Origin of the sequence: Catenuloplanes atrovinosus (genome assembly GCF_031458235.1) — a bacterium.
GTDB classification, from domain to species: Bacteria; Actinomycetota; Actinomycetes; order Mycobacteriales; family Micromonosporaceae; genus Catenuloplanes; species Catenuloplanes atrovinosus.
The window spans coordinates 6,014,696-6,039,716 of sequence record NZ_JAVDYB010000001.1 but is presented as its reverse complement, the minus strand read 5'-3'; the positions used below and the strand labels follow the sequence as shown (position 1 = coordinate 6,039,716).

24 protein-coding genes, 1 pseudogene and 1 riboswitch are annotated in these 25,021 nt (G+C 73.3%); of the genes and pseudogenes, 13 read left to right on the top strand and 12 right to left on the bottom strand.

Annotated elements, in window-relative coordinates; translation table 11 throughout:
* Nucleotides 1-59 precede the first annotated feature (59 nt).
* The 3 genes from J2S41_RS26715 to J2S41_RS26705 are packed head-to-tail and all read right to left on the bottom strand — an operon-like array spanning nucleotide 60 to nucleotide 2,806.
* Complete coding sequence (locus J2S41_RS26715) at nucleotides 60-830, bottom strand: energy-coupling factor transporter transmembrane component T family protein (RefSeq protein WP_310371590.1); 771 nt, start codon at nucleotides 828-830, stop codon at nucleotides 60-62.
* On the bottom strand, nucleotides 827-2,218 hold the full coding sequence (locus J2S41_RS26710) for an ABC transporter ATP-binding protein (protein ID WP_310371589.1): 1,392 nt from the start codon (nucleotides 2,216-2,218) through the stop codon (nucleotides 827-829). The genes J2S41_RS26715 and J2S41_RS26710 overlap by 4 nt, the downstream gene beginning before the upstream one ends.
* Nucleotides 2,219-2,806, bottom strand: a complete 588-nt coding sequence (locus tag J2S41_RS26705) for an ECF transporter S component (protein WP_310371587.1) — start codon at nucleotides 2,804-2,806, stop codon at nucleotides 2,219-2,221.
* Between the two features lie 74 nt (nucleotides 2,807-2,880).
* Nucleotides 2,881-2,989: riboswitch (TPP riboswitch) on the bottom strand.
* 151 nt (nucleotides 2,990-3,140) lie between these two features.
* Here J2S41_RS26705 and J2S41_RS26700 point away from each other — a divergent pair.
* From J2S41_RS26700 to J2S41_RS26675, 6 genes are all read left to right on the top strand, one after another.
* Nucleotides 3,141-4,082 carry a permease gene (locus J2S41_RS26700; RefSeq protein ID WP_310376552.1) on the top strand — a complete coding sequence of 314 codons (942 nt, stop codon included), beginning with the start codon at nucleotides 3,141-3,143 and terminating at the stop codon, nucleotides 4,080-4,082.
* The gene (locus J2S41_RS26695; RefSeq protein ID WP_310371585.1) at nucleotides 4,079-4,804 is read left to right on the top strand and encodes a TIGR03943 family putative permease subunit; all 726 of its coding nucleotides are present in this window, start codon (nucleotides 4,079-4,081) and stop codon (nucleotides 4,802-4,804) included. Before J2S41_RS26700 ends, J2S41_RS26695 begins: the two co-directional genes overlap by 4 nt.
* A 52-nt stretch (nucleotides 4,805-4,856) precedes the next feature.
* The gene (locus J2S41_RS26690) at nucleotides 4,857-5,669 is read left to right on the top strand and encodes an alpha/beta fold hydrolase (protein WP_310371583.1); all 813 of its coding nucleotides are present in this window, start codon (nucleotides 4,857-4,859) and stop codon (nucleotides 5,667-5,669) included.
* A complete protein-coding gene (locus tag J2S41_RS26685) occupies nucleotides 5,666-6,454 on the top strand; it encodes an AAC(3) family N-acetyltransferase (protein ID WP_310371582.1) in 789 nt (262 codons plus the stop codon). The genes J2S41_RS26690 and J2S41_RS26685 overlap by 4 nt, the downstream gene beginning before the upstream one ends.
* 55 nt (nucleotides 6,455-6,509) lie before the next feature.
* On the top strand, nucleotides 6,510-7,034 hold the full coding sequence (locus tag J2S41_RS26680) for a DUF6328 family protein (RefSeq protein ID WP_310371581.1): 525 nt from the start codon (nucleotides 6,510-6,512) through the stop codon (nucleotides 7,032-7,034).
* Between the two features lie 63 nt (nucleotides 7,035-7,097).
* Nucleotides 7,098-9,041: an acyl-CoA dehydrogenase family protein gene (locus J2S41_RS26675; protein WP_310371578.1), complete on the top strand. Its 1,944-nt coding sequence runs from the start codon at nucleotides 7,098-7,100 to the stop codon at nucleotides 9,039-9,041.
* On the opposite strand, the gene J2S41_RS26670 is transcribed toward J2S41_RS26675, so the two are convergent.
* From J2S41_RS26670 to J2S41_RS26635, 8 genes and pseudogenes are all read right to left on the bottom strand, one after another.
* Complete coding sequence (locus J2S41_RS26670; protein WP_310371577.1) at nucleotides 9,010-9,594, bottom strand: hypothetical protein; 585 nt, start codon at nucleotides 9,592-9,594, stop codon at nucleotides 9,010-9,012. The two genes, J2S41_RS26675 and J2S41_RS26670, sit on opposite strands and share 32 nt — an antisense overlap.
* Before the next feature lie 648 nt (nucleotides 9,595-10,242).
* A complete protein-coding gene (locus J2S41_RS26665; protein WP_310371575.1) occupies nucleotides 10,243-10,725 on the bottom strand; it encodes a hypothetical protein in 483 nt (160 codons plus the stop codon).
* 121 nt (nucleotides 10,726-10,846) lie between these two features.
* On the bottom strand, nucleotides 10,847-11,260 hold the full coding sequence (locus J2S41_RS26660; protein ID WP_310371574.1) for a Fur family transcriptional regulator: 414 nt from the start codon (nucleotides 11,258-11,260) through the stop codon (nucleotides 10,847-10,849).
* Between the two features lie 74 nt (nucleotides 11,261-11,334).
* A pseudogene (locus tag J2S41_RS26655) lies at nucleotides 11,335-11,628 on the bottom strand (ArsR/SmtB family transcription factor); the annotation flags it as partial.
* Between the two features lie 28 nt (nucleotides 11,629-11,656).
* On the bottom strand, nucleotides 11,657-12,532 hold the full coding sequence (locus J2S41_RS26650; RefSeq protein WP_310371572.1) for a metal ABC transporter permease: 876 nt from the start codon (nucleotides 12,530-12,532) through the stop codon (nucleotides 11,657-11,659).
* On the bottom strand, nucleotides 12,529-13,302 hold the full coding sequence (locus tag J2S41_RS26645) for a metal ABC transporter ATP-binding protein (protein ID WP_310371570.1): 774 nt from the start codon (nucleotides 13,300-13,302) through the stop codon (nucleotides 12,529-12,531). The genes J2S41_RS26650 and J2S41_RS26645 overlap by 4 nt, the downstream gene beginning before the upstream one ends.
* Nucleotides 13,302-14,297, bottom strand: coding sequence for a metal ABC transporter substrate-binding protein (locus tag J2S41_RS26640; protein WP_310371569.1), 996 nt, complete (start codon nucleotides 14,295-14,297; stop codon nucleotides 13,302-13,304). Before J2S41_RS26640 ends, J2S41_RS26645 begins: the two co-directional genes overlap by 1 nt.
* A 63-nt stretch (nucleotides 14,298-14,360) precedes the next feature.
* Nucleotides 14,361-14,606 carry a hypothetical protein gene (locus J2S41_RS26635; RefSeq protein WP_310371567.1) on the bottom strand — a complete coding sequence of 82 codons (246 nt, stop codon included), beginning with the start codon at nucleotides 14,604-14,606 and terminating at the stop codon, nucleotides 14,361-14,363.
* Nucleotides 14,607-14,668: 62 nt separating this feature from the next.
* On the opposite strand from J2S41_RS26635, the gene J2S41_RS26630 reads away from it, so the two are divergent.
* The 3 genes from J2S41_RS26630 (at nucleotide 14,669) to J2S41_RS26620 (ending at nucleotide 16,985) form a co-directional block, all read left to right on the top strand.
* Nucleotides 14,669-15,010: an antibiotic biosynthesis monooxygenase family protein gene (locus tag J2S41_RS26630; protein WP_310371566.1), complete on the top strand. Its 342-nt coding sequence runs from the start codon at nucleotides 14,669-14,671 to the stop codon at nucleotides 15,008-15,010.
* Between the two features lie 23 nt (nucleotides 15,011-15,033).
* Nucleotides 15,034-15,537, top strand: coding sequence for a hypothetical protein (locus J2S41_RS26625; RefSeq protein WP_310371565.1), 504 nt, complete (start codon nucleotides 15,034-15,036; stop codon nucleotides 15,535-15,537).
* A 68-nt stretch (nucleotides 15,538-15,605) separates the two neighbouring features.
* A complete protein-coding gene (locus J2S41_RS26620; RefSeq protein WP_310371563.1) occupies nucleotides 15,606-16,985 on the top strand; it encodes a glycine--tRNA ligase in 1,380 nt (459 codons plus the stop codon).
* Between the two features lie 148 nt (nucleotides 16,986-17,133).
* On the opposite strand, the gene J2S41_RS26615 is transcribed toward J2S41_RS26620, so the two are convergent.
* The gene (locus J2S41_RS26615) at nucleotides 17,134-17,601 is read right to left on the bottom strand and encodes an XdhC family protein (protein WP_310371561.1); all 468 of its coding nucleotides are present in this window, start codon (nucleotides 17,599-17,601) and stop codon (nucleotides 17,134-17,136) included.
* A gap of 264 nt (nucleotides 17,602-17,865) precedes the next feature.
* Here J2S41_RS26615 and J2S41_RS26610 point away from each other — a divergent pair, with 264 nt between their 5' ends.
* From J2S41_RS26610 to J2S41_RS26595, 4 genes are all read left to right on the top strand, one after another.
* Entirely contained in the window at nucleotides 17,866-20,457 is a 2,592-nt protein-coding gene (locus tag J2S41_RS26610) for a hypothetical protein (protein ID WP_310371560.1), read from the top strand.
* Nucleotides 20,458-20,467: 10 nt separating this feature from the next.
* Complete coding sequence (locus J2S41_RS26605; protein ID WP_310371559.1) at nucleotides 20,468-21,610, top strand: DUF2786 domain-containing protein; 1,143 nt, start codon at nucleotides 20,468-20,470, stop codon at nucleotides 21,608-21,610.
* 114 nt (nucleotides 21,611-21,724) lie between these two features.
* Nucleotides 21,725-23,503 (top strand): thiamine pyrophosphate-requiring protein, encoded by a 1,779-nt coding sequence (locus tag J2S41_RS26600; protein ID WP_310371558.1) that lies wholly within the window; start codon nucleotides 21,725-21,727, stop codon nucleotides 23,501-23,503.
* A 117-nt stretch (nucleotides 23,504-23,620) separates the two neighbouring features.
* On the top strand, nucleotides 23,621-24,895 hold the full coding sequence (locus J2S41_RS26595) for an AI-2E family transporter (RefSeq protein ID WP_310371556.1): 1,275 nt from the start codon (nucleotides 23,621-23,623) through the stop codon (nucleotides 24,893-24,895).
* Nucleotides 24,896-25,021 lie beyond the last annotated feature (126 nt).

Here is a 25,021-nt window from a genome sequence, read left to right as displayed (position 1 = left end):
TCCCGGGCAAACGGAGGGTGACGTGTCGTGGGCACGTATGCGAACATGCGCATTGATCTTCAAAAGATCGGCCGGAACGTGCCGACCAGCGCACTCACGGTCAGCGCCGTCGCGCTGAGCCCGCCGGCCGCGACGATCAGCACCGCGTCGGCCGGGCCGAAGCGCTGCCGCCGCGCCACGGTCCGTGGGGTGCGCGCGTCGAAGCCGCGCGCGTCCATCGCGGTGGCCAGCCGCACGCCCCGCCGGATCGCGCCCACCAGCAGCGCGAACGCGGTCGAGGCGAAGATCCGTACGGCGGTGAGCGGGTTGCCGCCCGCGTCCACGCCCCGGGCCCGGCGCGCCGCGGCCAGCGCGTGCCACTCGTCGGTGAGCAGCGGCACCATCCGGAACGCGGCCAGCGCGCCGATGGCGAACCGCGGCGAGAACCGGGCGTTCTGGATCAGCGCGTCGGCCAGGTCGGTCGGGTCCGTGGTGGCCAGCACGATCAGGCCGGGCAGCGCCACCGCCACCACGCGCAGGGTCAGGCCGAGCGCGGTCCACAGCACGCCGGTGGTGAGCGTGAGCGGGCCGGCGTCCAGCAGCACGGCGCCGGACCGGTCGGCCGCGAACAGCAGCACGGTGACCAGCAGGCCGCCGATGCTGAGCAGCAGCGGCGCGGCCCGGCGCAGCAGGGTCAGCGGGCGCACGCCGGCCAGCGGCAGCACGGCCAGCTCGACCGCGATCGCCACGGCCGGCGCGACCGGGTCCAGCGTCACGATCAGCGGCAGCGAGAACAGCAGCGCGGCGGCGAGCTTCGCGGCCGGGTTCCGCCGGGCCAGGACCGGCGTCACGAGCCGGCTCCGAGCGTGGTGACGTCGTCGGCGAGCGCGGTGACGAAGTCGGGGTCGTGGGTGACCGCGACGACCGCGGCGCCGTCGTCGTCGCGCAGCCCGGCGAGCAGGTCGGCCAGCTCGGTCCAGGTGCGACGGTCCTGGCCGAACGTGGGCTCGTCCAGGACCAGCACGGACGGGCCGGCCGCGAGCGCGGTCGCCACGCTCAGCCGCCGCGCCTCGCCGCCGGAGAGCGTGAACGGGTTCGCGCCGGCCAGCCGGGTCAGCCGCAGCCGGTCGAGCAGGCCGTCCACGGTCGCGGTCACCTCCGCGGGCGGGCGGCGCAGGCGGCGCGGGCCGAGCGCGAGCTCGTCCCGGACCGTACCCGCGAGGAACTGGTGCTCCGGGTTCTGGAAGACCGAGCCGATCCGGCCGGCCAGCGCGGCGGCGCGCCACCGGTGCGGCGGACGGGACGCGTCCGGCCCGGCCAGCGCCGGCGCGGCCCGCACCGCGCCCGCGCCCGGGGCGAGCAGGCCGCCGAGCAGCCGGGCCAGCGTGGACTTGCCGGCGCCGTTCGGGCCGAGGACCGCGTGCACGCGCCCGGCGCGTACCGCCAGGTCGGTCTCGGGCAGGCGGCCGGGGACCGCGACGCGCGAGGCGCGCAGCAGCTCGTCGCCGGCCGCGCGGGACGCCCGCCGGGGCGCGATCGGACGGCCGGGCACCCAGATGCCGGCCTCGGCCAGCGTGGCGCCGTGCTCCGCGAAGATCCGGTCCGGCGGGCCGTCCGCCAGCACGCCGCCGCCCGGCGCCAGCACCACCACGCGGCCGACCAGCGGCAGCACCTCGGCCACCCGGTGCTCGACCACGATCAGCGCGGTGTCCGGGGCGAGCGCGCGGGCCAGCGCGTCGCGGATCAGCACGGCGCCGGCCGGGTCCAGGTTCGCGGTCGGCTCGTCGAGCAGCAGCAGGCCGGGCCGCATGGCGAGCACGCCGGCCAGCGCCAGCCGCTGCGCCTCGCCGCCGGAGAGCGCGGCCGTGGACCGGTCCCGGCCGTACCGGAAGCCGGTGCGGGCCAGCGTCTCGTCCACCCGGGGCCAGATCTCGCCCGGCGGCGTGCCCAGGTTCTCCAGCCCGAACGCCACGTCGTCGCCGCTGCGGCTCATCACCAGCTGCGCCTGCGGGTCCTGGAAGAGCAGCCCCGGACGGTCGGCCTTGATCGTGCCCTCGGACTCGCCGGAGTCGGAGGGGAGCAGGCCGGCGAGCGCCGCCAGCAGTGTCGACTTGCCGGCGCCCGAGGCACCGAGCAGCAGCACGCGCTCGCCGGCCTCCACGGTCAGGTCCAGGCCGCGCACGGCCCAGTCCCGCCGGCCGGCGAACCGCCACCCGAAGCCCCGGACGTCGGCCCGCATCTAGACCGGGGCCCGGTCGCGGCCGGACGGGAACCGGTCCAGCACGCCGGTGGCGGCCAGCGCGCGGGTCAGCGCCCAGCCGCCGGCGCCCGCGATCACGGCCGCGCTCAGCGCGGTGATCACGATCATCGGGACCCGGAACGCCCACAGCTCGTTCGCGGCGTAGTAGACGAACGTGTCCCACAGCCCGGCCGCGAGCCCGGCCAGCAGCCCGGACAGCACCGCGACCGGCAGCCGGAACGAGCGGTAGCCGGTCGCCAGGAACGCCAGCTCCGCGCCGAACCCCTGGAGCAGGCCCTGCGGGATCACCGTGGTGCCCCAGGCGTTGCCGAGCAGTGCGGAGATGATCGCGGCCAGCGTCTCCGCGTAGAGCGCGGCGCCGGGCTTACGGATGATCAGCCCGGCCAGTACGCCGGGGACGAGCCAGACGCCGTAGATCACCGCGTGTACGGGCGGGAAGAACGCGAACGCCGCGTCCGTGGCGCCCCACAGCAGGTTCCACGCCCAGAAGACCACGCCGAACGCGGCGGCGATCACCGAGGCGACGACGATGTCGACGGTGCGCCATCTGTTGGAAGAGTTGCTCATGACGGTATGCCCCCTGAACACGATGGGGGGAAGACGCGCGCCACGGGCCCGGTGGACGGACTCGTGGCGCGGCGATGAGGTGACGACCGAACTCCCTGCGCTGGCATTACCCAGATCAGGTGGTTGAGGGTCTGCGGCGACTCTGCCGCACTCTCAGCGCTGTGCGCTCCCCTGTCGGATGTGAAGTTGTCTCCCGACGCTACCTCAGGGTGAGCGGGGGGTTCCGGCTAGGGTTGTGGGTGTGACGCAGACCTTCTCGGGCGACGAGATCGACTGGGCGGCCCCGCCGCCACCCGATCCCAAACCGCCGCGCCGGAAGTGGCTCGGCGACCGGATCGGGTCGGTCGAGGTGCTCGCCGTCCTGCTCGTGTTGCTGGTGATCTTCCGCAACCCACTCGGTGGCCTGATCTCCGCACCGATCCTGCAGACCTGGACCACGGTCTTCGTCTCGGTGATGGTGCAGGCCGTGCCGTTCCTGGTCTTCGGCGTGCTGCTGTCCGCGGTGATCGCGGTGTTCGTCCCGCGCTCGTTCTGGGCGAAGGCGCTGCCCCGGCACCCGGCGCTGGCGGTCCCGGTGGCCAGCGCGGCCGGCGTGGTGCTGCCCGGCTGCGAGTGCGGGTCGGTGCCGATCGCCGGGTCGCTGATCCGGCGCGGCGTCACCCCGGCCGCCGCGCTCGCGTTCCTGCTGGCCGCGCCCGCGATCAACCCGATCGTGCTGGCCGCGACCGCGGTCGCGTTCCCGAACAATCCGGAGATGGTGGTGGCTCGCGCCGCCGCGAGCCTGATCGTGGCGATGCTGATGGGCTGGCTCTGGCTGCGCGTCGGCAAGGCCGAGTGGATCAAGCTGCCACACCGCCCGGACCTGGAGGGCGTCTCCAAGATGCAGGCGTTCTGGGCCGCGGCCCGGCACGACATCACGCACGCGGGCGGCTTCCTGGTGGTCGGCGCCGCCGCGGCCGCCACGATCAACGTGGTGGTGCCGGAGGCGTGGCTGCAGACCCTGGCCGAGCAGCCGGTGCTGGCCGTGCTCGCGCTGGCCGTGCTCGCCGTGCTGCTGTCCATCTGCTCCGAGGCGGACGCGTTCGTGGCCGCCTCGCTGTCCCAGTTCTCGCTCACCGCGCGACTGGCGTTCCTGGTGGTCGGCCCGATGGTCGACCTCAAGCTGATCTCGATGCAGATCGGTGTCTTCGGGCGCCGCTTCGCCACCCGGTTCGCGCCGGCGACGTTCGTGGCGGCGGTGCTGGTGGCTTCCGGCATGGGGTGGGTGCTGTTGTGAACCGGCAGGCTCAAGCGGTGATCATGCTGCTGTTCGGCGGCGCGATCCTGAAGGCGTCGATCGGCGACCTCTATCTGAGGTACGTCAAGGAGGCGCTGCAACCGTTCCTGATCGCCTCGGCGCTGCTGCTCATCGCGGCCGGCGTGATGACGCTCTGGTACGACCTGCGCCCGTCCCGCGCCGAGGTCCACGATCACGACCACGGTGACGGCCACGCGCACCACGAGCCGCGCGTCGGCTGGCTGCTGATCCTGCCGGTGCTCGGGCTGCTGCTGGTGGCGCCGCCCGCGCTCGGGGCGTACGCGGCCGGTCAGTCCGGCACCGCGCTCGCCGGCCGGCAGGCCGAGTCCGACTACCCGCCGCTGCCCGAGGGCGACCCGGTCGAGATCACCATGCTCGACTACGCCTCCCGCGCGGTCTTCGACGAGGGGCGCTCGCTGACCGACCGCCGGCTGCTGCTGACCGGCTTCGTCACGCAGGGCCCGGACGGGCAGCCCATGCTGGCGCGCATGATCCTCAGCTGCTGCGCCGCCGACGGCCGGCCGATCAAGGTCGGGCTGAGCGGCAACGTGCCGGCGAACGTGCCCTCGGACACCTGGATCGAGGTCACCGGGGCGTACACCGCACAGACGGCCAAGGACCCGGTCAACGAGGCGACGGTGCCATACCTGGAGGTCGAGACGTGGCAGGAGATTCCGGCCCCGAAGCAGCAGTACGAATGAGTGTTTCTCCACCACTCCCAAGCGGGCCGCCCCCGGAACGGCAGGTCGAGAAATGCTCATAGCGGCTCGCGGGCTGACGTTCGACGTGTTCGCCGGCGGGCCGGCCGACGGCGAGCCGATCCTGCTGCTGCACGGCTTCCCGCAGCACAGCGCGGAGTGGGACCTGGTGGTGCCGCACCTGCACGCGGCCGGGATGCGGACGTACGCGCTGGACCAGCGCGGATACTCGCCCGGCGCGCGGCCGTCCGGCGCCGCGGCGTACCGGATCGACGAGCTGGTCGCGGACGCGGTGGCGGTGCTGGACGCGCTCGGCCTGGAGTCCGCGCACGTCTGCGGGCACGACTGGGGCGCGGCCGTGGCCTGGGCGCTGGCCGGCGAACACCCGGACCGGGTGCGCACGCTCACCGCGGTCTCCGTGCCCCACCCGCACGCGTTCGCCTGGGCGGTGCGCAACGACCGTGACCAGCGCCGGCGCTCCGCGTACATGCTGCTGTTCCGGCGGCGGTTCCTGGCCGAGGCGGTGCTGCTCGCGTTCGGCGCCCGCGCGCTGCGCGGCATGCTGATCGCCGCGCGCGCCGACCGGTACGTCTCCCGCATGCGCGAGCGCGGCGCGCTGACCGCGGCGCTGAACTGGTACCGGGCGCAGAGCACGCTCCGCACCCCGCCGATCGACGTGCCCACCGCGCTGGTCTGGAGCGACCGCGACCCCGCGCTCGGCCGCACCGGCGCGGAACGCACCGCGCGGTACGTGCGCGCGGACTACCGGTTCGTCGAGCTGCCCGGCGTCGACCACTGGATTCCGGAGCGGGCGCCCCGGGAATTGGCCGACGCGATCCTGACCAGGGCCGGTATCGTCCCGAAGTGATCTCACTGCTGCCGCCGACCCGGTCCTCGCTGGCCGCGGACCTGGCCGCGCTCGGCGTCCGTCCCGGCGGCGTCCTGCTGGTGCACTGCTCGCTGCGTGCGATCGGCTGGGTGTGCGGCGGCGCGGAGGCGGTGGTGCTGGCGCTGCGCGACGTGCTCGGCCCGGACGGCACGCTGGTCGTCCCCACGCACACGCCGGTGAACTCGGACCCGGCCCGCTGGGCCGCGCCGCCGGTGCCGGTGGAGTGGTGGGACGTGATCCGCGCCGAGACGCCCGCGTTCGACCCGGCGCGCACGCCGAGCCGGGCCATGGGCGCGGTCGCGGAGCAGGTGCGCACCTGGCCGGGCGCGCGCCGCAGCGACCACCCGCAGGTGTCGTTCGCCGCGCTCGGGCCGCGCGCCGCGGAGATCACGGCCGGGCACGCGCTCGATGACGGGCTCGGCGAGACCTCGCCGCTGGGCGGGCTCTACCGGCTCGGCGCGGACGTGCTGATGCTCGGCACCGGCTGGGACACGTGCACCGCGTTCCACCTTGCCGAGTACCGCTGGGGTGCCGCGCCCCGGCACACCGAGGGCGGCGCGGTTCGCGGCCCGGACGGCGCGCGCACGTGGGCGACCTGGGAGGACGTGGCGTTCGACGAGTCCGATTTCGAGCTGATCGGCGCTGATCTCGCCGAGTTCGTCCCGGTCCGCACCGGGCCGGCCGGCACCGGGACCGGCACGCTCGCCGCGCTGCCCGCCGTCGTCGACTTCGCCGCTCGCTGGCTGCCGCTTCACCGGGTTTGATCTTCATTCCGCAGGGGCATCCACAGAGCCCTGATGGAACGTACGGAGGGCGGGCATGGCGCACAGCAAGGAGACCGAGAAGCAGCGTTGGGACCGCAATTTCGCGGATCTGCTCCAGGAGCTGCGGGTGGCGCAGACCGGCGTGCAGATCCTCTTCGCGTTCCTGCTGACGCTGCCGTTCGCCTCCGGGTTCGGGCAGACCACGCAGCTCCAGAAGGACGTCTACCTGGTCGCGCTGGTCGCCGCCGCGTTCGCCACCGCGATGATCATCTCGCCGGTCGCGTTCCACCGGGCGCTGTTCCGCCAGGGCCGCAAGCCTGAACTGGTCCGGTTCGCGCACCGGATGGCCACCGGCGGGCTCGCGTTCATGCTGATCGCGATGGTCAGCTCCGTCTTCGTGATAACCGACTTCCTGCTCAACGTCACCTGGGCGATCGTGCTCACCGTCGTCACCGGACTGTGGTTCGCCACGTTCTGGGCGTTCCTGCCCTGGTCGCGGCGCGCGTGGGCGGACGATGACGACGATGACGTCGCCTATGCGGAGGAGAAGAGGGAGCCGGCGCTGCCCAACCCGCGCTGACAGCGGGTAGCGTCTTGTCCAGGAGGGTACGGCGCGCGCCCGTACCGTGTCAGGGGTTAAGCCGTGACGACCACAGAGCGCAACACGCCCGCCGGCCAGGGCGCCGACGTCACCGCGCGTGAGGCCCGCCGGGTCGCGGAGGAGGCCCGCACCCAGGACTGGGACCGGCCCAGCTTCGCCCGGGAGTTGTTCCTCGGCCGGTTCCGCCTCGACCTGATCGACCCGTGGCCGGACGACGACCCGGCCCGGGCCGGCGACGCCGCGGAGTTCCTCGGCCGGCTGGAGGCGTTCCTGCGCGCCGAGGTGGATGCGGAGCGCATCGAGCGGGAGGGACGCATCCCGGACGAGGTCTTCCAGGGCCTCGCCGCGCTCGGCGCCTTCGGCATGAAGATCGATTCCCGGTACGGCGGGCTCGGCCTCTCCCACCTGCACTACTGCCGCGCGCTCACCCTGGTCGGGTCCGTCAGCCCGGCGCTGGCCGCGCTGCTGTCCGCGCATCAGTCGATCGGCGTACCGCAGCCGCTCAAGCTCTTCGGCACGGACGCGCAGAAGCGCGCGTTCCTGCCCCGGCTCGCCGCCGGCGAGGTGTCCGCGTTCCTGCTCACCGAGCCGGACTCCGGCTCCGACCCGGCCCGGCTGCGCACCACGGCCACGCCGGTCGAGGGCGGCTACCGCCTCAACGGCATCAAGCTCTGGGCCACCAACGGTACGATCGCGTCGCTGCTGGTCGTGATGGCACGCGTGCCGGACGCCGGGATCACCGCGTTCGTGGTCGAGGCGGACAGCGACGGCATCACGGTCGAGCGCCGCAACGAGTTCCTCGGCCTGCGCGGCCTGGAGAACAGCGTCACCCGCTTCCACGACGTCTTCGTCCCCGACCGCAACGTGGTCGGCGGCGTCGGCAAGGGACTGAAGATCGCGCTGACCACGCTCAACACCGGCCGGCTCTCGCTGCCCGCGCTGTGTGTCGCCGCCGGGAAGTGGTCGCTGGCAGCCGCGCGCGACTGGTCCGCCGCGCGGGTCCAGTGGGGACAGCCGGTCGGCCGGCACGAGGCGGTCGCGAAGAAGCTGTCCTTCATCGCCGCCTCCACCTACGGCATGGAGTCCATGCTGGAGCTGTCCTGCCTGCTCGCGGACGAGGACCGCGGCGACATCCGGATCGAGGCGGCGCTCGCCAAGCTCTACGCGAGCGAGCTGGCCTGGCAGGTCGCGGACGAGCTGGTGCAGATCCGCGGCGGGCGCGGCTTCGAGACCGCGGCGTCGCTGTCCGCGCGCGGCGAACGCCCGCTCGCCGCCGAGCAGCAGCTGCGCGACCTGCGGATCAACCGCATCTTCGAGGGCTCCACCGAGATCATGCACCTGCTCATCGCGCGCGAGGCGGTCGACGCCCACCTCCAGGTCGCCGGCGACATCATCGACCCGGACGTCGGCCTGACCGGCAAGGCGCGCGCCGGTGCCCGGGCCGGCGCGTTCTACGCCAAGTGGCTGCCCACGCTGGCCGTGGGCAAGGGCCAGACCCCCGGGGCGTACGCGGACTTCGGGCACCTGGCCACGCACCTGCGCTACGTCGAGCGCTGCTCGCGGAAACTGGCCCGGTCCACGTTCTGGGCGATGGGCCGCTGGCAGGGCAGGCTCGAACGGAAGCAGGCGTTCCTGGCCCGCATCGTCGACATCGGCGCCGAACTCTTCGCCATCTCCGCCGCCTGCGTGCGGGCGCGCGCCGAGGCCGCCGCCCACCCCGAGGTGATAGAGCTGGCCGACCTGTTCAGCCGCCAGGCCCGGCTGCGCGCGGACGCGCTCTTCGCCACCCTCTGGGAGAACACCGACTCGGTCGACAACGCCGCCGCCCGGCGCATCCTGGCCGGGCGGTACGCGTTCCTCGAGCGCGGCATCATCCCGCCCGGCGGCGCGGGGGAGTGGGTGGCGCCGTGGCAACCCGGCCCGGCTACGGTCCCGGACGTCCGGCGGCGCCTGCCTACCGCTTCCCCCGCAACCCCAACGACCTGAGTTCGAGCGCCGCGAGCGCGTCCAGCGTGGCCTCGTCGCCGCGCCGCCAGGCACCCGCCACGTCCGGGTTCAGCTTCGCCAGCCGGCGCACCGGCTGGCCGGTCAGCGCGCGCAGCGCCAGCAGATCCCGCCCCGCGATCGACCCGCGCGCCTCCGCCGCCGACCCGGCCCGGCGCATCCACCGCAGCCGCAGCGGCAGCCAGGCGAACAGCACCAGCCCCAGCGGTACGGCCACCAGCGCCAACGGCAGCGCCCACGCCAGGTCCGCGACCAGTTCCTGCTGATCGCGCCCCGCGTTCGCCAGCCCCCGTGCCGCCTCCGCCGCCTGCGTGAACGGCGCGGTCAGCTCGTCACCCGCGATCGGCACGCGCCCCACCTTGTTGCCCGCGTCGGTCAGATTGCCGGCCATGCCCTGGCCGGCCTCTTCCAGCTTCTGACCGGGCACGGCGAGCTTCTCGATCAGGTCCCGCAGCCAGAGCCCCAACCTGATCCAGGCATAGACCCACGCCACCACCAGCAGATCCGTGACAACCTGACGGACGAACACGGGCATACGATCCGCGTAAATCTTCACGCGCCCAGGGTCCCCCACGCGGTGTGCGGTCGCACGCCGGGTCCCACCGCCCTTCCCCGCGCGGGGGACTCGTTCCGGGGGCCATCACGTCCGCGTCACGGAGCGGCTTCCGGCGGTGGCGATATTTCGGGCGCGCTGCGCCCGAAATATCGTTATAAATGTTGCTGGCTGGCTTCGGTGGTGATTTGCGGCGGTGTCGGTCGCAAAGGATGGCCGCTCCGACGCTGACCATCCTTTCGAGGAGCCATGAGTAGCGTGACTACGTGAGCCGTAGGCACGTTATTCGAGTCAAATAAGGTGCCTGCGGCTCACATAGTCACGCTACTTATCGGCGATCGCGCCGATGGCGCCGAAATATCGGATTTGGCCGGCGGCAATGCGAACTTATGATCGGCGCATGGCGCATGGCGCATGGCGCATGGCGCATGGCGCATGGCGCATGGCGCATGGCGCATGGCGCATGGCGCATGGCGCATGGCGCATGGCGCATGGCGCACGGCGCACGGCGCACGGCGCACGGCGCACGGCGCACGGCGCATGTGGATTGACGGATAGGAGGTCGTCAGGCCGACATAAGCGGAAATTTCGGGCAAAATTTTTCGGCGGCGGTCGGCAACAGCACCGCTGTCAACACAGCACCGCTGTCAACAGAGCACCGTGGTCGACGAGGGCGCCGCGGCTACCGATAGTGCCGCGGTTGCCGATAGTGCCGCGGTTGCCAAGAGTGCCGCGGTCAACGAGAGTGCCGCGGTTGCCAAGAGTGCCGCGGTCAACGAGAGTGCCGCGGTTGCCGAGAGTGCCGCGGTCAACGAGAGTGCCGCGGTTGCCGAGAGTGCCGCGGTTGCCGAGAGTGCCGCGGTCAACGAGAGTGCCGCGGTCAACGAGAGTGCCGCGGTCAACGAGAGTGCCGCGGTCAACGAGAGTGCCGCGGTCAACGAGAGTGCCGCGGTTGCCGAGAGTGCCGCGGTCAAGGAGAGTGCCGCGGTCAAGGAGAGTGCCGCGGTCAAGGAGAGTGCCGCGGTCAAGGAGAGTGCCGCGGTCAAGGAGAGTGCCGTGGCCGACAAAAACGCTGCGGTCGAATACCACACGACGCGACATCGTCGCTTTCACGGCGAATCCGTGCTCCCGGATCGCGACGTCGACCGGTGCGGCCGTGTAGCGCTCCGCACATCGGTGCCGGTGGCGGCTCGCGCCCTGGCGTGCCGAGTGGGTGCGGTGCCGGGAGAGCGGATCAGGCGTCGGCGCAGGACTTGCAGGTGCCGAAGATCTCCAGGGTGTGGCTGACGTCGACGAAGCCGTGCTGGGCGGCGACCCGGTCGGCCCAGGACTCGACGGCGGGGCCCTCGACCTCGACCGTGCTGCCGCAGGAGCGGCAGACAAGGTGATGGTGGTGGCCGGAGCTGCAGCGGCGGTAGAGGTGCTCGCCGCCGGGCGGGCGCATCACGTCGATCTCGCCGCTGTCGGCGAGGCCCTGGAGGGTGCGGTAGACCGTGGTGAGGCCGACGCGCTCGCCGCGGTCGCGCAGCATCGCGTGCAGGTCCTGGGCGCTGTGGAAGCCCTCGACCTCGGCGAGCAGCGAGCTGACCGCGTGGCGCTGGCGGGTGTTGCGGACGGCGGCCGAACCGGCCGTGTTCTCAGCGATCATCGGGCATCTCCGGCGGGCGTGGGCGCGTGGCTGTGCACGGTGTCCTGGGGGCGGCTGGTGACGACGGTGGCGCCGGACTCGCCGGCGTGACTCACCGCGTCCGCCACGATGTGCGCGATGTGTTCGTCCACGAGCGTGTAGGCGATCTCCCGGCCGCGGCGGGAACCGCGCACCACCCCGGCACCGCGCAGCACGCGCAGGTGCTGGGAGACCAGCGGCTGTGGCGCGCCCAGCGTCTCCACCAGGTCGTGCACGCACTGCTCGCCCTTGGCCAACTCGGTGACGATCGCGACGCGGATCGGCGCGGACAGGGCACGGAGGAGCTCACTCGCGGCCTCGTAGGCCCCATACCCCGTCGCTCCGGTCACCTAGCAACCGTACAACCGACCGGCACGGTCAATGATTGAGCACCACGTCCGGTGGCTCGGTGCTGGTGACGGGGGCGGCGGGGATCATCCGGCGGCGGACCAGGCGCCACACGCCCGCGCCGACCGCCAGGCCGAGGAAGACCGCGATGGTGAGCAGCACGATCGTGGCGCCGAGCGCGGTGTTCGCCTCCCCCGCGAGGGTGACACCGGCGCCGGCCGAGGCCACGCCGATCAGCATGGCGAGCGCCATGGTGGCGCGGAACCCGCGGGTGACCTGCTGCGCGGCCGCGACCGGGACCACCATCAGGGCGCTGACCAGCAGCAGGCCGACCGCGCGCATGGCGATCGTGACGGTGACCGCGGTGGTGGCGGCGAGCAGCAGGTTGAGGGCGCGCACGGGCAGGCCGGAGACGCGCGCGTACTCCTCGTCGTGGCAGACCGCGAACAGCGCGGGCCGCAGCGCGACCATGGTGATCAGCACCGCGAGGCCGAGCGCCACGATCACGGTCAGGTCGTCGACCGAGGTGGTGGTGAGACTGCCGAAGAGGTACGCCGTGAGGCTGTTCCCGGTGCCGGTGGGAGAGAGGCCGACCAGCACCACGCCGCCCGCGATGCCGCCGTAGAAGAGCACGGCCAGCGCGAGGTCGCCGGAGGTGCGCCCGCGCTCGCGGACCAGCTCCACGCCGATCGCGCCGATCGCGGCCACGATCACGGCGGTGAGCACCGGGGACTGGCCGGTCAGCAGCCCGACGCCGACGCCGGTGAGCGCCACGTGCCCGATGCCGTCGCCGATCAGCGAGAGCTTGCGCTGCACCAGGTAGATGCCGAGCGCGGGCGCGGTCAGGCCGATCACCAGCGCGCCGACCAGCGCGCGGATCATGAAGTCGTACTGGAACAGGGTCACCCGTCCACCGCTCCCCGGACGATCGCCAGGCTCGGGTCCTCGGCGCAGTGCTGATGCTGGTGGTCGTGCCCGGCGTCGGCGTGGTGGCCGGCGGGCGCGGGCACGTCCGGCCCGTCGTACGCGATCCGCCCGTCGTGCACCACCACGGCGCGCCGGATGAGCGGTTGCAGCGGGCCCAGTTCGTGCGCGACCAGCAGCACGGTGCCGCCGGTGCCGAGGAAGCCGCGGAGCGCGGCCGCGAACGCGACCTGGCTGGCGGAGTCCACGCCCGCGGTCGGCTCGTCCAGCACCAGCAGTTCCGGCTGGCCGGCCAGCGCACGGGCGATCAGCGTGCGCTGCTGTTGGCCGCCGGAGAGCGTGGCGACCGGGTCCTTGGCGCGGCCGGTCAGCCCGACCGCCTCGAGCGCGGCGGCGACCGCGGCCCGGTCGGCCGCGCCCGGCGGTCGCAGGATGCCGCGGCGGGCCAGCCGGCCGGCCGCGACGACCTCGCCCACGGTGGCGGGCACGCCGCCGCCCGCGTCGAGTCGCTGTGGCACGTATCCCACCCGGTGCCACTGCCGGAAGCGCCGCAGCGGCGTACCGAACAGCGAGACGCTCCCGCCGGAGAGCGGAACCAGGCCGAGGATCGTGCGGATCAGCGTGGATTTGCCGGAGCCGTTGGCGCCGAGGACGGCGACCACCTCACCGGCGGAGACCGTCAGTGAGACGTCGCGAAGCACGGGGCGGCCGTCGTAGCCGACCACCCCGTGCTCAACCGAGACGATGTCCATCACGAACAGCCTAGTGCGGCCTTCAGCGACGTGAGATTGGTCCTCATGACGGTGAAGTAGTCGCCGCTCGCGCCGTCGGCCAGGCCCTCGATCGGGTCGAGCACCGCGGCCTTCGCGCCGACCTCCTGCGCGATCGTCTCCGCCAGCTTCGGGCTGACCAGCGTCTCGAAGAAGATCGTGGTGGCGCCGTGCTCCTTCGCCTCCGCGGCGACCTCCGCGAGGCGCTGCGGCGACGGCTCGTCCTCGGTGGAGATGCCGGAGATGCCGATCTGCTCGAGTTGGTACCGCTCGGCCAGGTACGCGAACGCGGTGTGGCTGGTCACGATCTCCCGCCGCTCGCAGGTCTTCAGGCCGGCCGTGAACTCCGCGTCGAGCGCGGTCAACTCGGTGCGCAGCGCGGCGGCGCGCGCGGTGAAGTCGGCCGCGTGGCCCGGGTCGGCCTCGCCGAGCTTCGCCGCGACCGCGTCCGCGACCGTGGCGAGCCGGGTCGGGTCCAGCCACAGGTGCGGGTCGCTCCCGCCCTCCGCGGCCTCCTCCTCTTCCGCGTGCTCCTCCTCACCCTCCTCGTGGGAGTGCGCGCTCTCGGTCGCGGTCAGCAGCGGCACGGCCGTGCTCGCGTCGAACGCGCGGTCCGGGTTGTTCTGCGCGACCGCCTCGTCCACGGCCGGCTGGAAGCCCTTCAGGTACACCACCAGCCGAGCGTCGGTCAGCTGCCCGACCTGCTGCGGGTTCAGCTCCAGGTCGTGCGGCTCGGCACCGGGCTTGACCAGGTTGGTGACGGAGACCGCGTCGCCGCCGACGCGCTCCGCGACGAACTGCAACGGGTAGAACGCGGCGACCACGCCGAGCCGGTCGCCGGCCGCGGCCGCGGCGCCGCCGTCGTCGCCGCAGCCGGCGAGCGCGGTGGCACCGAGCAGTGCGGTGGCGGCGACGGCGGCCAGGCGCGGGCGGAATATCCTAGATGTCCGAGAGCCGGGGGTGTTGCTGCTTGACATGATTTCCACTGTCCGGAGCGTGGAAATCATTGTCAAAGACGCATGGGTGCATGTGACGCGCGCTCAGCCGAGCTTCCAGATCGCGGCCACGATCAGCAGTGCCACCATCGCGATCCGCACCGGGCGCAGCGACGGCGAGGTGACCCGCCAGGCGGCCGCGGCCAGCGCGGTCACGGCCGCGGCGAGCACCAGCAGGATCACGCCGCCGGCCGGGCCGGGGATCAGCAGCCCGAGCAGCACCACCAGCAGCGTGGCGAGGAACACGCCGGTCGGGTTCAGCCGGGACAACCGCGCGAAGACTCCGGTCACAGGGCACCTGCTCCTCGTCGTACCGTATGGGGGTTTCGATTGTCGGCCGAGAGGATCCGCCGGTGCTAGTCATCAACCGCTTCGTCGTGGCCGAGGACGCGGCCGGCGGCTTCGAGGAGCGGGGGCGCGCGGCGCTCGCGGCGCTGGCCGCCCGGCCCGGCTACCAGGCCGGCCGGCTCACCCGCGCGCTCGACGACCCCGCCCACTGGAGCCTGGTCACCGAGTGGGCCTCGGTCGGGGCGTACCGGCGGGCGCTGAGCGACTTCGACGTCAAGGTCTCGGCGATCCCGCTGATGGCCGAGTCGATCGACGAGCCGTCCGCGTTCGAGGAACTGGCGACCGCGGAGCCGGGCGGCGAGGTGCGGGTGGCCGGCAGCGATCGGGCCGCGCACCCCCACCGCTAGATCGAGCCATTAGTGTTGAAGCCATGAGCCTCGCCGGATCCGAAGCCGCGCCGCCCCCGCCCGGGCCCGGGGTCGCGCCGCCGTTCCCGGCGCCGCCCGCCGAGGGGCGCGCCGGGCGGATCTGGCTCGGCGTCGGCATCGCCGCGGCCGTGGCGGCGCTCTGCTGCGGCGGTGGCGCGGTCGCGGTGCTCGGCATCGGGCTGACCACCACGCAGGCGCTCACCGAGCAGGCGCGGGCCCAGGTCGGTGAATACCTGGACGCGCTGGCGGACGAGGACTACTCGCTGGCCTACAGCTACCTGTGCGACCGGGAGCAGGACAACCAGACCCGGCGCGAGTTCATCGACTCGATGGCCGGCCGGCCGGTGATCTCGTCGTACCAGTTGGGCGAACTGGACCCGTACCAGACGGATCTGCTCATGCCGGCGCAGCTGACGTATTCCGGTGGCCAGCAGGTCCGGGTGCAGTACATCCTGGTACAGGACACGAGCACGGCTCAGCTCGAAGTCTGCGGGACCCAGGGGTAACCTTCAACGGTTCCGCACGATGTCGTCTACAACAAAGCGCCGACCGCCAGCCGGCGTAGAAGGAAATCATGCCCGCCGATCGCATTGACTCCGTCGTCAGCCTCGCCAAGCGCCGCGGCTTCGTCTTCCCGTCCAGCGAGATCTACGGTGGCACGAGGTCGGCCTGGGACTACGGTCCGCTCGGCGTCGAGCTCAAGGACAACGTCCGCCGGCAGTGGTGGAAGACCATGGTCCAGCAGCGGGACGACATCGTCGGCCTCGACTCGGCCGTGATCCTGGCCAAGGACGTCTGGGCCGCCTCCGGCCACCTCGACGCGTTCGTCGACCCGCTGACCGAGTGCCAGTCCTGTCACAAGCGCTTCCGCGCGGACCACCTGGAGGAGGCGTTCGAGGCCAAGCACGGCCGCACGCCCACCGACCTGGGTGAGATCAACTGCCCGAACTGCGGCAACAAGGGCACGTTCACCGCGCCGCGCATGTTCAACGGCCTGATGAAGACCTACCTCGGCCCGGTCGAGTCCGACGAGGGCCTGCACTACCTGCGCCCGGAGACCGCGCAGGGCATCTTCGTCAACTTCGCGAACGTGATGACCGCCGCGCGCAAGAAGCCGCCGTTCGGCATCGCGCAGACCGGCAAGTCGTTCCGCAACGAGATCACGCCGGGTAACTTCATCTTCCGGACCCGCGAGTTCGAGCAGATGGAGATGGAGTTCTTCTGCCAGCCCGGCGAGGACGAGCAGTGGCACGAGTACTGGCTGCAGGAGCGCTGGAACTGGTACCTCGACCTCGGCCTCTCCGAGTCGAACCTGCGCTTCTACGAGCACCCCAAGGAGAAGCTCTCCCACTACTCCAAGCGCACGGTCGACATCGAGTACCGCTTCATGTTCGGCGGCACCGAGTTCTCCGAGCTGGAGGGCGTGGCGAACCGGACCGACTTCGACCTCACCACGCACAGCAAGCACTCCGGCGTCGACCTCTCCTACTTCGACCAGGAGAAGAAGGAGCGCTGGACGCCGTACGTGATCGAGCCGGCCGCCGGCCTCACCCGCGCGGTGCTGGCGTTCCTGCTCGAGGCGTACGACGAGGACCAGGCGCCGAACACCAAGGGCGGCATGGACACCCGCACCGTGATGCGCTTCGATCCGCGCCTGGCGCCGGTCAAGGTCGCGGTGCTGCCGCTGTCCCGCAACCCGGAGCTCTCGCCGAAGGCGAAGGAGCTGGCCACCACGCTGCGTAAGCGCTGGGTCGTCGAGTTCGACGACTCGCAGGCGATCGGCCGCCGCTACCGCCGCCAGGACGAGATCGGCACGCCGTTCTGCGTCACCGTCGACTTCGACACGCTCCAGGACAACGCGGTGACGGTCCGCAACCGCGACACCATGCAGCAGGAGCGCGTCTCGCTCGACCGGATCGAGACCTACCTGATCGAGCGCCTTCCCGGCTGCTGACGCGTACCGGCCCCGGCCACGTCGGATCAAGAAGCGTTTCCCGCTTCCGGCGTGGCCGGGTTCCGCATGCTCCCGCGGGCACCGGTCGGCCGTGGCCGGCCTCCCTGTCAGGACCGTGGCCGGTCACCAGGAGGACCACGCCCCGCGCTCAGTGCGTGAAGCCGCCGGGGCGGTCGTTGCGGTCCGCGATCAAGCCGGCCAGCGTGGCGAGCGCGATCTCGGCCGGGGTGCGGGAGCCGATGTTCAGGCCGATCGGCCGGTGGACGCGCGCCAGTTCCTCGGTGGACAGTGCGCCGGCGTAGGGCGCCTCGCGCCGCGGATTGCCGACCACGCCGATCCAGCGCGCGTCCGTGGCCAGCGTCTCGGTGAGCAGTGTGATCAGCTCCGGCCGGTGGTGGTCGGTGAAGACCACGTCCGTGTGCGCGTCGATGCCGGCCGCGGCGAGATCGGCCACGACGGCGTCGCCACCGGGCCGCGGCGTCCCGGCCAGCTGCTGGGGGTCCGGCTCGACCAGCACCACGCGGTACCCCAGATCGAGCCCGAAGCGTCGCAGGAACTCGGTCATCGGTGAGGCGAAGACGGCGACCAGGCGCCGCGGTCCGTTGTCGGTCGTCACATCGGACAGCGTGCCAGACCGCGGTCCGGCGGGATACGACGTTCGGCCGACCGCGACGGCGCCGTTCCGGCACAGTTGACCGGCATCGGCGGCCATAAGCGCAGGTCGCGTGCGAACGCGCGAAATCCGGCAGGTGTGTGCGACCCGCGCGTGTACTAGCTTGCTGGCAATCCACCTGCTCGGCCGTCAGGGGTAGACGTGCGTCACCACGGAAAAGCCAGGTTCCGGCACGCGGCATCGCGCCCGCGTCACCGTCGGGGTGCCGTGCTCGCCGCGGCCATGCTGGTCCTGATCGGGATGGGCGCCAAGGCCGCGTCCGCCGCCACCGCGGTCGAGGTGACGGCCAAGCTCGGCGGCGACCCGGTGACCGTCCGCACGGTGGACCCGGGGCAGGACGCGATCGTGTCGTTCCAGGGCCGGGCCGGGCAGCGCGCGCTGGTCGAGATCACCGAGATCCAGCTCGGCAGCATGTGGGTCTACCTGCGCGACGCCAGTGGCACCACGCTGCGCCAGATCTCCTGCAGCGACGACCTGGACTGCGTGCTGGACACCGCCGGGCTGGCCGAGACCGGGCGCTACTCGGTGTACCTGGACATCTCGCCGGCCTCCTTCGGCCTGGCCACGGTGCGGCTGCACGACGTGCCACCGGACCTCGACGCGGCCTACACGATCGGCGCGCCGGCCACCACGGTCACCACGGAGGCGCCCGGCCAGGACGCGCGCCTGGTGTTCCGCGGCCGTGCCGGGCAGCGCCTCTTCACCCGGATCAGCGCGGGCACGGTCGGCTCGATCACCGCGTACCTGCTGGACGCGAAGGGCGCTCCGCTCGGCGGCGGCATCTGCGACGTGCCGTGCGACCTGGACACCGCCACGCTGCCCGCGGACGGCGAGTACCGGCTGCTGCTCAGCCCGTCCGGCGTGCGTACCGGCTCGCTGACCGCGCAGATCCTGGACGTGCCGGCGGACGCCGAGGCGGTCACCGGCATCGGCCGGCCCGCGCCGGTGACCATCGCCGCACCCGGGCAGAACGCGCGCGTGCTGTTCGACGCCAACGCGGGCGACCGGGTCACGGTCGCGGTCACCGACAGCGGCTTCACCACCGGCCGGATCTCGCTGTTCGGGCCGAAGGGCGAGACGCTCGCGACCGGCGACTGCACTCGCGACTGCGCGCTGACCGGCGTGTCGCTGGCCGCGACCGGCACGCACACCGTGCTGCTCGATCCGGCCGGCGCGCAGACCGGCACCGCGGTCGTCACGATCACGGTCTCCGCGCCGGACCTGCTGGTCGGTGTGGAGCCGGGCGGTGACCCGGTCACGCTGACCATCACCGAGGCCGGGCAGAACGGCGCCGTGGTGTTCACCGGCACGGCCGGGCAGCACGTGTCCGCCGTGCTCACCAAGGGGTCGCTGGGCAAGGCCACCGCGTCGCTGCGCGCGCCGAACGGCACCATGCTGACGTCCGCGTCCTGCGCGGTCTCCTGCTTCCTGGACGGGCGCTCGCTGCCCGCGACCGGCCGCTACACGCTCCACGTCGACCCGGACGGCGCGAACACCGGCGCGATCACGGTGCGCGTGCACGACGTGCCGGCCGATCCGGTGGTGATCGCGGTCCGCGGCGGCGAGGCGGTCACGCTGACCACCACGACGCCGGGGCAGAACGCGTTCGCGGACGTCGCGGCCGCGCGCGGCGACCGCACCTTCATCCAGCTCACCGGCGGTACGTTCGGCGGCGCCTCGGCGTACCTGCGGGACCCCTCCGGCACCGACCTGATGGTGACCCAGTGCGCGACCGGCTGCGTGCTCGACGCCGGCACGCTGGCCTCCGACGGCGTCCACCGGATCGTGCTGGACCCGCACGGCGCGGAGACCGGCGGCATCACCGTGAAGGTGCATGCGGTCCCGGCCGACTCGGTGGTTCGCACCACGCCGGGCCGCGGCCCGGTCACGGCCGCGACCAGCACGCCGGGCCAGGCCGCGACCGTGGTGTTCGACGCGGCGGCCGGGCAGCGGCTCTCCGCCCGGCTCGGCGGCGGCACGTTCGGCACCGCCGGTTCCGCCTCGGCCGGCCTACGCCGACCGGACGGGACCTGGCTGGTCAGCCCGATGCTCTGCGGCACCTCCTGCTTCCTGGACACCGTCACCGCGGACGCGGCCGGCACGTACACGCTGGTCGTGGACCCGGCCGGCGGTGCGGTCGGTTCGATCACCGCGGACGTGTTCGACGTGGTGGACGCCACCTACGACGCGGTGGCCGGCGGCGACGCGGTCGGCATCAGGACCGGCACGCCCGGGCAGAACGCGGTGGTGTCGTTCCGCGGCGGCCAGGGCGTGCGCGTCTCGGCCCGGCTCACCGGCGGCACGTTCGGCTCCGCGAGCCTGGTGCTGCGCGGCCCGGACGGCCTCACGCTGGCCACGGTCGGCTCCTGCGGCACCACCTGCTTCGCGGACGCCGTGTCGCTGCCGGCGGCGGGCGTCTACACCGTGCTGATCAACCCGGGTGCCGCCGCGGTCGGCGCCGCGACCGTGCAGCTGTACGAGGTGCCGCCGGACGCGGCCGCCTCCGTGACGATCGGCGGCGGGCCGGCGACCGTGTCCGTGAAGGTGCCGGGACAGAACGCGGGCGTCACGTTCGAGGGCACGGCCGGCCAGACCGTCACCGTGGTGATCGAGGCGGGCCTGGGCAGCACGGCGTACCAACTGCGCGGCGCGGACGGCGCGCTGCTGGCCGGCCGCTCCGCCACCTCCGCCGCCACCGTGACGCTCGGCCCGGTCACGCTCACCGCGTCCGGCACGCAGACGCTCACGCTGAACCCGGCCACGCACGCCGTGGGCTCGGCGACGGTCACCGCCACGTAATCTTGCCCGCGTGACATCGGCGGCGGAGAAGGTCGGCTCGATCCTGAGCGGCGCGACCGCGTACGAGACGGGCCTGGACGAGCTGACCGTGCTGCCGCCTGCGGACGTCGACCCGGCGCTCTCCGCCGCGCTCCGCCGGGCCGGGGAGCGGCTGTTCCGGGCCGGCTGGCAGCCGGTCGAGCTGCACCGCCTGGTGACCCGCCGGTCCGGCCCGGACGCGGCGCGGCTGGTGGCGGACGCGGCCGGCGCGCTGCTGCACCGGACGCCGGCCGCGGATCCGCGCTGGGCCGCGCAGGCCGCGGAGATCGGCGCGGACCGCTGGTGGACGTCGGACGCGGACTACCCGTCGGAGCTGGCCCGGCGGCTGCGGGCAGACCGGGTGAGCGTGCTCGACCTGATCCTGTCCACGCTGCTGGTGCTGCGCACGCTGCCGCCGATCGAGATCCTGCTGCCGCCGCCCGGCACCACCGCGCCCCGGCGGAACGCGGAGCGGTCGGACCACCGGGTGCTGGAGCGGGTGCGGGCGCTGCTGGCCAAGGCCGAGTCGACGGACTATCCGGCCGAGGCGGAGGCGTACACCGCCAAGGCCCAGGAGATGATCAGCCGGCACAGCCTGGACGAGGCGCTGCTCACGGCCGACCGCGCCGAGGTGGTGCCGCTGGCCCGGCGGATCGCGGTGGACGCGCCGTACGAGAGCGAGAAGGCCGCGCTGCTGCACGCGGTGGCCCGTGCGAACCGCTGCCACGCGGTCTGGAGCCCCGAGTTCGGCTTCGCCACCGTCTTCGGCTTCGACGCCGACCTCGACGCGGTCGACCTGCTGCACGCGTCGCTGCTGGTCCAGGCGCAGCGCGCGATGTCGCGCACCGAGCCGCCCGGCGGCAAGGCGGGCAAGTCCCGGCTCAAGGCGTTCCGCGCGTCGTTCCTGGTCGCGTTCGCCGCCCGGATCGGCGAGCGGCTGGCCCGGGCCGCGCGCGCCGCCCTCCCCGACGCCGGCGGCGACCTGCTCCCGGTGCTGCGCTCCCGCGACGTCCAGGTCCGCGAGACCATGACCCGCGTCTTCCCGCGCACCGAACGCGCCCGCGGCGCCCGGGTGGACAGCGACGAGGGCTGGCGCGAGGGCCGCGCCGCCGCCGACCGCGCAACCCTCACCTGACGCCTGCCACCGTTCGGCCCGAGCAGCGCGCGCGACCGCAGTCGATGGATTCCGCGTTAGTCAACCTAGGTTGCTCTCCACATACGTGGCTGCGCGCGGGGTAAGCGGGGAGGCATGGCTGAGAAAACCGTCTCCGATGTCCTGGTCGAGCGGCTCGAGGCGTGGGGGGTGAGCCGCGTCTTCGGCTACTCCGGGGACGGGATCAACCCGGTGCTGGGCGCCATGCGGCGCGCCGGGCGGCCGGAGTTCGTCCAGGCGCGGCACGAGGAGACCGCCGCGTTCATGGCGACCGGGCACGCGAAGTACACCGGCGAGCCGGGCGTCTGCCTCTCCACCCAGGGACCCGGGGCCGCGCACCTGCTCAACGGGCTGTACGACGCGAAGCTGGACGGCAAGCCGGTGGTGGCGATCGTCGGGCAGCAGCAATCCACCGTGCTCGGCAGCGCGTACCAGCAGGAGATCGATCTGGTCCGGTTGTTCGGCGACGTCTGCGCGCAGTTCGTCCAGGCCGCGTACACGCCGCAGCAGGTGCCGATGCTGATCGACAAGGCGTTCCGGACCGCGCTCGCCACCCGCAGCCCCACCTGCGTGGTGCTGCCGCACGACGTGCAGTCCGCGCCCGCGCCCGACCCGGAGGAGCAGTCGCACGGCGTGCTCGTCACCAGCCCCGGCCTGCGCCCCGCCCGCCTCATCCCGCATGCGGCGGACGTCGAGGAGGCCGCGAAGCTGCTGTCCGAGGGCGAGCGGGTGGCGATCCTGGTCGGCCAGGGCGCGGCCGGCGCCGCGGCGGAGGTGACCGAACTGGCCGAACGGCTGGGCGCGGGCGTGGCCGCGTCGCTGCTGGGCAAGCCGGTGCTGGACGAGTCCCTGCCGTTCCACACCGGCGTGATGGGGCACCTCGGCACCACCGCGAGCGCGGAGCTGATGCGCGCGGCCGACACGCTGCTGCTGGTCGGCACGAACGACCCGTGGACCGAGTTCTACCCGAAGCCGGGCCAGGCCCGCGCGGTGCAGATCGACGTGGACGGCCGCCGGCTGGGCGTGCGCTACCCGGTCGAGGTACCGCTGCTCGGCGACGCGGCCGAGACGCTGCGCGCGCTGCTCGCCGCGCTCCCCGACCGCCCCGCGAAGCCCTTCAAAGATCAAGTGCATGCGTGGGTACGCCGCTGGCACGCGATCGCGCAGGACCGCGCGGACGCGCCCGCGGAGCCGATCAACCCGCAGCGCGTGGTGCGCGCGCTGAACGGCCGGCTGCCCGCGAACGCGCAGGTCTCGGTGGACGTCGGCTCGGTCGTCTACTGGTACGCCCGGCACCTGCGCCTGCCGCCCGGCGTGCCCGCGCACCTGTCCAGCACGCTCGCCTCGATGGGCTCCGCGCTGCCGTACGGCCTGGCGGCCAAGCTGGCGCACCCGGACCGCCCGCTGGTCGCGCTGGCCGGCGACGGCGCCATGCAGATGAACGGCCTGGCCGAGCTGATCACGGTCGCGTCCCGGTGGCGGGACTGGGCCGACCCGCGCTTCGTGGTCTGTGTGCTGAACAACCGCGACCTCGCGGAGGTCAGCTGGGAGCAGCGCGAGACCGAGGGCGAGCCGCGCTTCCCCGCCTCGCAGCACCTGCCGGACGCGCCGTACGCGGGCTGGGCCGGCCTGCTCGGCCTGCACGGCATTCGCGTCGGCGACCTCGGCGCGCTGGACGCGGCCTGGGACGAGGCGCTCGCCGCGGACCGCCCGGTGGTGATCGACGTGCTCACCGACCCGGCCGTGCCGCTGCTCCCGCCGCTCCAGGACGACGAGACGATCGCGCCCATGTTCGCCGCGCTGGAGGCCGAGGGCGGCGACCTCGCCCGCCGCGCCGCCGAGTACCTGCGCCGCGAGCGCGCCACCGAGGCCTGACCGGGACCGACGGCGTTTCCGCCGGTCACGGCCCGGGTATCCGATTCGGCACCCGGTTGAGGAGTGCCCATGACCCAGCCCGCGAGCGAATCCCGACCACACGGATGGGTCGCCACCGTGCGGCGTCGTACGCGGTCGGTGCTGGCCGACCGCGCGCGGCGGACGTCGCCGCCGCCGTTCACCGCGTCGCCGTTCACGCCGCCGGACCGGCGTGCGGAGCCGCCGGTGGTGGTGATGGAGCGCGCGCCGACCACGGACGACCTGGTGCCGCGCGGCGTGCGGATCGCCGGCTCCTGGGCCTGGCGGCTGATCCTCTTCATCGCGGCCGGCTACCTGCTGTTCCGGGTGATCGGGCTGCTCCGCGTGGTGGTGATCCCGGTGGTGGTGGCGCTGCTGCTGGCCGCGCTGTTCGAGCCGGTGGCGGCGCGCCTGCGGCGGCACGGCACCAACCGGTCGGTCGCGGCCGCGCTGGTGCTGGTCGCCGCGCTGGTGCTGGTCTTCGGCGGCCTGGGCCTGGTCGTGCAGACGTTCATCGCGCAGTACGACGACCTCGCCCGGCAGGTCGGCGACGGCATCGACGAGGTGCAGGCGTGGCTCACCGAGGGGCCGCTGCACCTGTCGCAGGGCCAGCTCAACGGGTACGTCGAGACGCTGCAACAGCAGATCTCCGGTAACCGCGGCGCGCTCACCACCGGCGCGATCACCACGGCCACCACGGTCGGTGAGCTGCTCACCGGGTTCTTCCTGGTGCTGTTCACGCTCTTCTTCATGCTCCGCGACGGCGGCGCGATCTGGTCGTTCCTGTGCCGGCTGCTGCCCGCGGGCGCGCGGCTGCCGGTGGCGCGCGCCGGGCACTACTCCTGGCACACGCTGGTCGCGTACGTGCGCGCGACCGTGTTCGTGGCGTTCGTGGACGCGGTCGGCATCGGCATCGGCCTGGCCGTGATGGGCATCCCGCTGGCCGTGCCGCTGATCGCGCTGGTCTTCCTCGGCTCGTTCGTGCCGGTGATCGGCGCCACCGTGACCGGCGCGGTCGCGGTGCTGGTCGCGCTGGTCTCGCAGGGACTGTGGAGCGCGCTGGTCGTGCTGGCCATCGTGATCGCGGTGCAGCAGCTGGAGGGCCACGTGCTCCAGCCGTTCGTGATGGGCCGGGCGGTGGCGCTGCACCCGCTCGCCGTGATCCTGGCGCTCGCGTCCGGCGCGGTGCTGGCCGGCGTGATCGGCGCGCTGGTCGCGGTGCCGCTGCTGGCGGTGCTGAACACGGCGCTGCGCTACCTCTTCGACCATCCGGGCGGGGAGCCGACGCCGGATCGCACGCCGCCGGGGACCCGCCCGGCCGGGCCGGACGACGCGCCGCGGCCGGTCGAGACGGTCGACCCGCGCACCTTATGATCACGGCGTGATCGCCACCGAGAGCCCGCGCCCGGCCGCGGTCTTCGGCGACCACTCCTTCCGCAAGGACTTCTACCAGTAGGTCCGGACGGTTCCGCGTTCCTGGCGTACGTACCGGTGGAAGGG